9 protein-coding genes are annotated in these 8,374 nt (G+C 57.6%); 1 reads left to right on the plus strand and 8 read right to left on the minus strand.

Features of this window, described 5'->3' with window-relative positions:
* From M0974_RS02345 to M0974_RS02360, 4 genes are all read right to left on the minus strand, one after another.
* Positions 1-537 (minus strand): MFS transporter (locus tag M0974_RS02345; RefSeq protein WP_297832202.1); only part of this gene is annotated, 537 nt, incomplete at its 3' end.
* 209 nt (positions 538-746) lie between these two features.
* A complete protein-coding gene (dgoD, locus tag M0974_RS02350; RefSeq protein ID WP_297832205.1) occupies positions 747-1,895 on the minus strand; it encodes a galactonate dehydratase in 1,149 nt (382 codons plus the stop codon).
* Between the two features lie 45 nt (positions 1,896-1,940).
* Positions 1,941-2,561 carry a 2-dehydro-3-deoxy-6-phosphogalactonate aldolase gene (locus M0974_RS02355; RefSeq protein WP_297832208.1) on the minus strand — a complete coding sequence of 207 codons (621 nt, stop codon included), beginning with the start codon at positions 2,559-2,561 and terminating at the stop codon, positions 1,941-1,943.
* 1 nt (position 2,562) lies between these two features.
* A complete protein-coding gene (locus M0974_RS02360) occupies positions 2,563-3,564 on the minus strand; it encodes a 2-dehydro-3-deoxygalactonokinase (protein ID WP_297832211.1) in 1,002 nt (333 codons plus the stop codon).
* Between the two features lie 194 nt (positions 3,565-3,758).
* Here M0974_RS02360 and M0974_RS02365 point away from each other — a divergent pair, with 194 nt between their 5' ends.
* The gene (locus M0974_RS02365) at positions 3,759-4,916 is read left to right on the plus strand and encodes an acyltransferase (RefSeq protein ID WP_297832216.1); all 1,158 of its coding nucleotides are present in this window, start codon (positions 3,759-3,761) and stop codon (positions 4,914-4,916) included.
* Between the two features lie 229 nt (positions 4,917-5,145).
* On the opposite strand, the gene asd is transcribed toward M0974_RS02365, so the two are convergent.
* From asd to M0974_RS02385, 4 genes are all read right to left on the minus strand, one after another.
* A complete protein-coding gene (asd, locus tag M0974_RS02370; protein ID WP_297832218.1) occupies positions 5,146-6,258 on the minus strand; it encodes an aspartate-semialdehyde dehydrogenase in 1,113 nt (370 codons plus the stop codon).
* A gap of 69 nt (positions 6,259-6,327) precedes the next feature.
* Positions 6,328-7,410 (minus strand): 3-isopropylmalate dehydrogenase, encoded by a 1,083-nt coding sequence (leuB, locus tag M0974_RS02375; protein ID WP_297832221.1) that lies wholly within the window; start codon positions 7,408-7,410, stop codon positions 6,328-6,330.
* A gap of 119 nt (positions 7,411-7,529) precedes the next feature.
* On the minus strand, positions 7,530-8,171 hold the full coding sequence (gene leuD / locus M0974_RS02380; RefSeq protein ID WP_297832223.1) for a 3-isopropylmalate dehydratase small subunit: 642 nt from the start codon (positions 8,169-8,171) through the stop codon (positions 7,530-7,532).
* An 11-nt stretch (positions 8,172-8,182) separates the two neighbouring features.
* Positions 8,183-8,374: aconitase family protein (locus M0974_RS02385; protein ID WP_297832226.1), on the minus strand; the 192-nt coding region annotated here is incomplete at its 5' end.

Consider the following 8,374-nt stretch of genomic DNA (forward strand, 5'->3'; position numbering starts at 1 on the left):
GATAAACACCATGTGCCAACCGTACTGTGCTTGTAGCCACGCTAAAACCGGGGTCAGGAACGCCAGGCCAACGAATTGACCGGAGGTATAGACGCCGATGGCCGTGGCCCGTTCGCGCTCTGGAAACCAGGTAGTGACCACGCGACTGTTGATGGGATAGGCCGGTGCTTCCATCGCCCCCACGGCCAGACGCAGGAAGAACAACGCGATAAAGCTTGAGGCAAAACCCAGCAGGATGGTCGCCAGTGACCACAGAACCAGTGCGGCGGTATAGAGAATGCGCGGTGGTACACGGTCAACCAGCCAACCGCCGGGCAATTGCATGGCGGCATAGGTCCAGCCGAACGCCGAGAAGATCAGGCCGACGTGAATCGGATCAATACCCAGCTCGGTAGTCAGGGCCGGGGCCGCGATGGACAGGTTGCTGCGGTCCAGGTAGTTGATCACCACGGTGATGAACAGCAGCACCATGATGAAAAAACGCTTACGGCTGGGCGTCACAAGCGACGCCTTGGCCGCGAAGGCTTGAGGTTGCATGGCGGATGCCTCTTATTATGGTTATGAAGGCTTGGTGTCACTTCCGATGTGGGGACTGTCCAGAATTAGTTAGACGGCAGAGTCTCTGTGGGACCGAATTTATTCGGGAAGCGAGCGGCGCTGTCTGTCAGTGAAACCGCGGTGCTGCATTCCCGAATGAAATCGGTCCAACAGAATCTTTCTAGGCTGACTAAATCTTTGTTACTGGCTTACCACTCAGCAAAGCTGCCATCGGCGTGGCGCCAGATCGGGTTGCGCCAGCGGTGGCCGATGGCGGCGCGCTCTTTGACGTATTCCTCGTTGATCTCAATGCCCAGGCCCGGCCCGTTAGGGATCTTCACCATGCCTTTGTCGTAATCGAAGACTTCTGGATTCTTGATGTAATCCAGCAGGTCGTTGCTTTCGTTGTAATGGATGCCCAGGCTTTGCTCCTGAATGAACGCGTTGTAACAAACCGCATCCAGCTGCAAGCAGGCAGCCAGTGCAATCGGCCCCAGCGGACAGTGCAGCGCCAACGCCACGTCGTAGGCTTCGGCCATATTGGCGATCTTGCGAGTTTCAGTAATACCGCCCGCGTGGGACGCATCCGGCTGAATGATGTCGACGTAGCCTTCGCTCAGAATCCGCTTGAAATCCCAACGCGAAAACAAGCGCTCACCGAGGGCAATCGGCGTGCTGGTGAGTGGCGCCAACTCTTTGAGCGCTTCGTAGTTCTCACTGAGTACGGGCTCTTCGATGAACATCAGCTTGAACTGATCCAACTCCTTCATCAGCACCTTGGCCATGGGCTTATGGACCCGGCCATGGAAATCGACGCCGATGCCGACGTTAGGGCCAACCGCATCGCGTACGGCGGCAACGTTGGCCAGCGCCAGCCCGACCTTTTCGAAAGAGTCGAGAAACTGCAGCTCTTCGGTGCCGTTCATTTTCACGGCGGTGAACCCGCGCTCAACCGCTTCCTTGGCTGCCTTTGCGGTCTCCGCGGGTCGGTCGCCGCCGATCCATGAGTACACCCGAATCTTGTCACGCACCTGGCCACCCAGCAGATCGCTGACCGAAACCCCCAGCGCCTTGCCCTTGATGTCCCACAGCGCCTGATCGATGCCGGCAAGTGCACTCATGTGGATCGCACCGCCCCGGTAGAACCCGCCGCGATAGAGCACGGTCCAGATGTCTTCGATATTGCGTGGGTCTTTGCCGATCAGGTAATCGGACAACTCATCCACGGCAGCGGCCACGGTATGGGCGCGCCCTTCAACAACGGGCTCACCCCAACCGGTCACGCCTTCGTCGGTTTCGATCTTGAGAAACAGCCAACGCGGCGGGACGATGTACGTCGTGAGTTTGATGATTTTCATGTATGCGCTCTCTTATTGGATACGACGCTCGGGACGTCGATCAGATCAATGCAATTCGTTCCAGGCGGTCACATAGGCCTTGGCCCGCTCGGCGACATCGGCGGCGCTCATGCCCGGCTTGAACAACCCAGACCCAAGACCAAAGCCGGACACGCCCGCGTCGATAAACACCTGCATGTTGTCGGGTGTGATGCCACCCACCGGGATCAACGCCGTGCCCTTGGGCAATACCGCCAGGAACGCCTTGACCACCGCCGGGCCTATTTGCTCGGCCGGGAACAGCTTCAATACATCAGCGCCTTCAGCCAGCGCCGCAAAGGCTTCGGTGGGGGTCGCAACGCCGGGGGAAAGGTACAAACCTGCGGCTTTCGCAGCACGCAACACTTTGGGATCACTGTGCGGCATGACGATGACCTGCCCGCCCGCCTCTTTGACCAAGCCGACCTGCTCGGGCGTCAACACCGTGCCGGCACCGATCAAGCAATCAGCAGGCAGCGACTGACGCAAAATGCGGATGCTGTCGTAGGGTTGCGGCGAGTTGAGCGGCACTTCAATGACGCGAAATCCGGCCTTGTACAATACGTCGCCAATGGCTGGCGCTTCTTCCGGGCGCAAGCCACGGAGAATGGCGATCAAACCGTTTTTAACCAGTGCTTGTTTAAGCATGTCAGACCTCTGCAAGAGTGGATTTGAGCAAGTTGGCCTGCACCGCCAACTGCCACAAACCGCGTTCGGTGGCCTGTTCAGCCAAGGTCACCTGAGCGAAACCGCAGGCAGCCAATGCACGAGAATAACGTGCGCAAAGCTGGGCATTGCCGATCAGGATGATAGGGGGAAGTTCTGTATTGGGAGCCTGGCGTTGCCGTTGTAAAGCCGCCAGCGCGACCAGTTCGTGGCCGATCAACAACCCGGAAAGGTAATCGGGCTGAGCGCCGGGACTGAGCGCGCCAGTCAAACCCAAGGTCCGGCAACTGAAAATCGTCGACAGCGGCCCGGCAGCACCTTCGGCCGACAGCGCCACATGGACGCCGCGGTCAAATGCGTCGGCGTCGAAGGTTTCGCTGGGGCGCATGGTGCGTCCCAGAATAGTGTGGGTGCTGAGTGCGGCGTACACCTCGCCGGTCATGAACGTATCGAAGTGCATGATGCAGCCGTCGGCCACCTGCACCCATTTCGAATGGCTGCCTGGCAGGCCGATCAATAACGACTGTTCAGGGGTAGCGGCAGGCAAGCTGGCGAGAATGCCCAGCACTTGGGTTTCTTCACCGCGCATCACGTTGGGCAACACAGAGCGCTGCAACACGCCGGGGACGATGTGTACGTCAACCCCGCGCAGGCTGCGCACGGTTTGCAAGGCAGCGCTCAGCCCAGCGACGTCAGCCGGGGTTTCGCGGTATACGGCTTCGCGCCAGCCTTGAGCGCTGCCGACCATGCCGCAGGCGATTACCGGCGTACCGGGTTGCGCGTCGAGCCAGTCACCACAGGCTTCGTCAAATGCCAGTTCAAATCCGTCGGAGCACAGCACGCCGGCGATCAGCCGCGGCGTGGTCGGCAATTGCATGATGCCGGCGCTCAACGAGCGTTGTTGCAGAACCTGGCCGTGTTCGCCAAGTCGATAAGCACGAAGGGAGGTCGTCCCCCAGTCGAGCGCGATCAATTGCGCCTGCATCGCTTCACCTTTTTATTGTTTGGTATGAAGGTGCCATTCCCTGGCCCGCAACGACTATAAACCTGAAACCTTATTTATCTCAATATGTATATTTGCATCCCATATATAGGGATAAAATAAACACAAGTGGAATCTGCCTGTTGGCACTAGCATTATCGCTAGCAAGACTCCAACTGCTCTCAAGGATGAATGCTATGAAGCTATTTCTTGTACTGGGCAATCTTCGGGGGCTATGTGCGTTAGCCATCGCCCTTCACCACTTCCACGTGTTGCAGAGCGCCAGTGAGTGGTCACTATTCAGGAACGCCGGTTACTTGGTTGAGTTCTTCTTCGCGCTGAGTGGCTTCTTGCTGTATCAGCGCTATGCCCACTCGTTGGACTCGGGGCCGCAGTTACGCCAATTCATGATCGCGCGTACCTGCCGGGTGTATCCGCTGCACGTGTTTATATTGCTGGTGTTCGTTGGTTTCGAATGTTTGAAACTGCTGCTTGAACGTCGTGGCATTCAACTCAACAACGTTAGCTTTACCGGTGACCGGGCGCTGGGTGAAATTGTGCCTAACCTGCTGCTGATTCAGGCGTGGTGGCCGGGGTTCAATGCGCTGTCGTTCAACTACCCGTCTTGGATCGTGAGCGTCGAATATTATGTTTACCTGCTGTTTGGCTTGGTTGCGCTGATGCTGCCCAGGCAATCGGCCAAGGTATTTGCGAGCATCGCGGTGTTGGCGCTGGTGGCGTTGTATGTTGGCAATACACCGCTGACGAACAACGTGTTGCGCGGCTTGGGCTGTTTCTTTGCAGGCGGGGTGACGTTTCGGGTCTACGTCCGTCTGCGCCATCTACGTTTGGGCCCGTTGCTGGGCAGCGTGTTGGAGGTGCTTAGCCTAGGGGCGGTCTATTGCGTTATGGCTGGCAGTGAGACGCCTCAGGACGCCGCGCTGGCGATACTGTTTTGTGTTGCAGTCGGGGTGTTTGCCTTCGAGGCGGGCGGGATATCGATGCTATTGCGCGGGCGCCCATTGGCCTGGCTTGGCGAGCGCTGGTTTTCGGTCTACATGACTCATGCGGCGGTGATATTCGTCACCACAGTCGGTGTGATGATGGTCGCCAAAGCCACTGGAACGTCGCTGATGGTTGATCTGCCGAGCGCTATTGCGGGCGTGACGACGCGCTATATCAGTACCGGCAGCGCACTGCTGGATAACCTGCTGATTGTCGTCGAACTGATCGTCGTGCTGGGAATTTCAACGCTGACGTACCGTTACATTGAACAGCCTGGTATTGCGTTGGGTAAGCGCTGGAACAGGGGGCGTGGCGATGAGTCGGTTTCGAGCCAAAGGCTTCCCGAATGAATTCGGTCCCACAGGAGATCGCAGGTTATCAGTGAGACCGAATTCATTCGACCCCACGGAGGTTCGCAGGTTATCTGTGGGACCGAATTCATTCGGGAAGAAAGCAGCGCGGTGTGTTAGGTACACCGCATCAGGCCATTCGCGAACAAGTTCCCACTGGGATTGCGCCAGACCACAAAAAACCCGCATCTCTTTGAAGATGCGGGTTTTTTCTCAAGCCTTTAAAAAATCAACGTTCCAGCAGGATTCGCAACATGCGACGCAGCGGTTCCGCGGCGCCCCACAGCAGTTGGTCGCCCACGGTAAACGCGCCCAAGTATTGCGAACCCATGTTCAGCTTGCGTAGACGGCCTACCGGGATGCTCATGGTGCCGGTCACTGCCGTTGGGCTCAGGTCGTGAATACTGGCTTCACGGTGGTTTGGCACCAGCTTCACCCACGGGTTGTGCTGGCTGATCATGCCTTCGATGTCAGCAATCGGCACGTCTTTGTTCAGTTTGATGGTCAATGCCTGGCTGTGACAGCGCATGGCGCCGATGCGCACGCAGATGCCGTCCACCGGAATCGGGCTCTTGAAGCGACCCAGAATCTTGTTGGTCTCAGCCTGGCCTTTCCACTCTTCGCGGCTCTGGCCGTTTGGCAGTTCTTTGTCGATCCACGGGATCAAGCTGCCCGCCAATGGCACGCCGAAGTTTTCCGTTGGGAAGCCTTCGCTGCGCATGGCTTCAGCCACCTTGCGGTCGATGTCGAGGATAGCGCTGGCAGGGTTTGCCAGTTCGTCAGCGACGGAGGCGTGAGCAGCGCCCATTTGCTTGATCAGTTCACGCATGTTCTGCGCGCCGGCCCCAGAGGCCGCCTGATACGTCATGACGTTCATCCACTCCACCAGACCGGCTTCGAACAAGCCGCCCAGGCCCATCAGCATCAGGCTGACGGTGCAGTTACCGCCAATGTAATTCTTGGTCCCGGCATCCAACTGCTGGTCAATGACGCGGCGGTTAACCGGGTCCAGCACGATGACAGCATCGTCCTGCATGCGCAGGCTAGACGCGGCGTCGATCCAGTAGCCCTTCCAGCCCGCTTCACGCAGCTTGGGGAATACTTCGTTGGTGTAGTCGCCGCCCTGGCAGGTCAGCACAACATCCAGGGTTTTCAGTTCGTCGATGCTGTAAGCATCTTTCAGCGGCGCGGTATCTTTGCCCACAGCCGGGCCTTGACCACCGATGTTGGAGGTGGAGAAGAACACAGGCTCAATGAGATCAAAATCCTGCTCTTCCAGCATCCGCTGCATGAGCACGGAACCGACCATACCGCGCCAACCGATCAGACCTACACGTTTCATCGCAACTACACCCTTAACAAAAAGTGGGACCCTGCCTCTAACGACATTAGAGGCAGCGGGCCCGAGAGATTACAGATTCCGCAGCGCGGCGACTACTGCATCGCCCATTTCCTGCGTGCCAACCTTGGCATTGCCGGCCGACCAGATGTCGCCGGTGCGCAAACCCTGATCAAGAACCAGGCTTACAGCCTTCTCGATGGCATCGGCCGCAGCGGTCAGGTTGAAGCTGTAACGCAACATCATCGACACCGACAGAATCGTCGCCAACGGGTTGGCAATGCCCTGCCCGGCAATGTCCGGCGCCGAACCGTGGCACGGTTCGTACATACCCTTGTTGTTGATGTCCAGCGAGGCCGACGGCAGCATGCCGATGGAACCGGTGAGCATTGATGCCTGATCAGACAGGATGTCGCCGAACATGTTTTCGGTGACGATCACGTCGAACTGTTTCGGCGCCTTGACCAACTGCATGGCGGCGTTGTCGACGTACATGTGGCTCAATTCAACGTCTGGATAATCCTTGGCCACTTCCTCGACCACTTCGCGCCACAACTGGCTGGCCTCAAGCACGTTGGCCTTGTCCACCGAGCACAGCTTCTTGCTGCGTAGGCGCGCCATGTCGAAACCGGCGCGGGCAATACGGCGGATTTCACTCTCGCTGTACGGCAGCGTGTTGTAGCCTTCGCGCTCGCCATTATCGAGGGTTCGGATGCCACGTGGGGCGCCGAAGTAGATACCACCGGTCAGTTCGCGAACGATGAGAATATCCAGTCCCGATACAACCTCTGGCTTCAAGGTCGATGCTTCTGCCAATTGTGGGTACAGAATGGCCGGACGCAGGTTGGCGAACAGTTTCAGCTCCGAGCGAATCTTCAACAGGCCTTTTTCCGGGCGAATCGAACGGTCCAGCTTGTCCCACTTGGGACCACCTACCGCACCGAGTAATACCGCATCGGCTGCGCGGGCGCGGGCCAGGGTTTCATCAGCCAACGGCACGCCATGCTGGTCGATGGCCGAACCGCCAATCAGATCGTGACTGAGTTCAAAACCCAGTTGATATTTGTCATTGGCCAGTTCCAGCACCTTGACCGCTTCAGCCATGATTTCAGGGCCGATACCATCACCTGGGAGAATCAGAATCTGCTTGCTCATGGTTTCCTCAATTCTTACAAATCAAATACGTTTAATAGTCAAACCCGAACCCCTGTGGGAGCGAATTCATTCGCGAAGGCGGAAAAATTGACACACCGCCAACGCGTGTAAATACCTACTCAGCCACGAAACAACCAAGGCTGGCTTGCGCGGTGCTTGCCTTCAAAGCTGGCAATCGCCTCAGCGTCCATCAGGGTCAAACCGATGTCGTCGAGGCCGTTGAGCAGGCAATGCTTACGGAACGCATCAATTTCAAAGTTCAACACTTTACCGTCTGGACGCGTCACCGTCTGCGCCGACAGGTCAATGTTCAGTTGATAACCCGGATTGGCTTCAACTTGTTCGAACAACTCATCGACTTCGGCATCGCTGAGAATGATCGGCAGCAGGCCGTTCTTGAAGCTGTTGTTGAAGAAGATGTCGGCATAGCTCGGCGCGATCACGCTGCAAAAACCATACTCTTCCAACGCCCACGGCGCGTGCTCACGGCTGGAACCGCAGCCGAAGTTTTCACGGGCAAGCAATACGCTAGCGCCTTGATAACGCTCGTGGTTAAGCACGAAATCCTTGTTCAACGGACGCTTGGAGTTGTCCTGATACGGTTGCCCGACGTCCAGGTAGCGCCACTCATCAAACAGATTCGGGCCGAAACCAGTGCGGCGAATCGACTTCAGAAACTGCTTGGGAATGATCTGATCGGTGTCGACGTTGGCACGATCCAAAGGAGCGACAAGGCCGGTGTGTTGAGTAAATGCTTTCATGTCTGGGCTCCTTAGTGTTGGATCAAGTTGCGAACGTCGACGAATCGACCGTTAATCGCCGCTGCGGCAGCCATGGCCGGGCTGACCAGGTGCGTACGACCACCCGCGCCTTGACGGCCTTCGAAGTTGCGGTTTGAAGTGGACGCGCAGTGCTCGCCGCTTTCCAAACGATCCGGGTTCATCGCCAGGCACATGGAGCAACC

Origin of the sequence: Pseudomonas sp. (genome assembly GCF_026224925.1) — a bacterium.
GTDB lineage: Bacteria > Pseudomonadota > Gammaproteobacteria > Pseudomonadales > Pseudomonadaceae > Aquipseudomonas.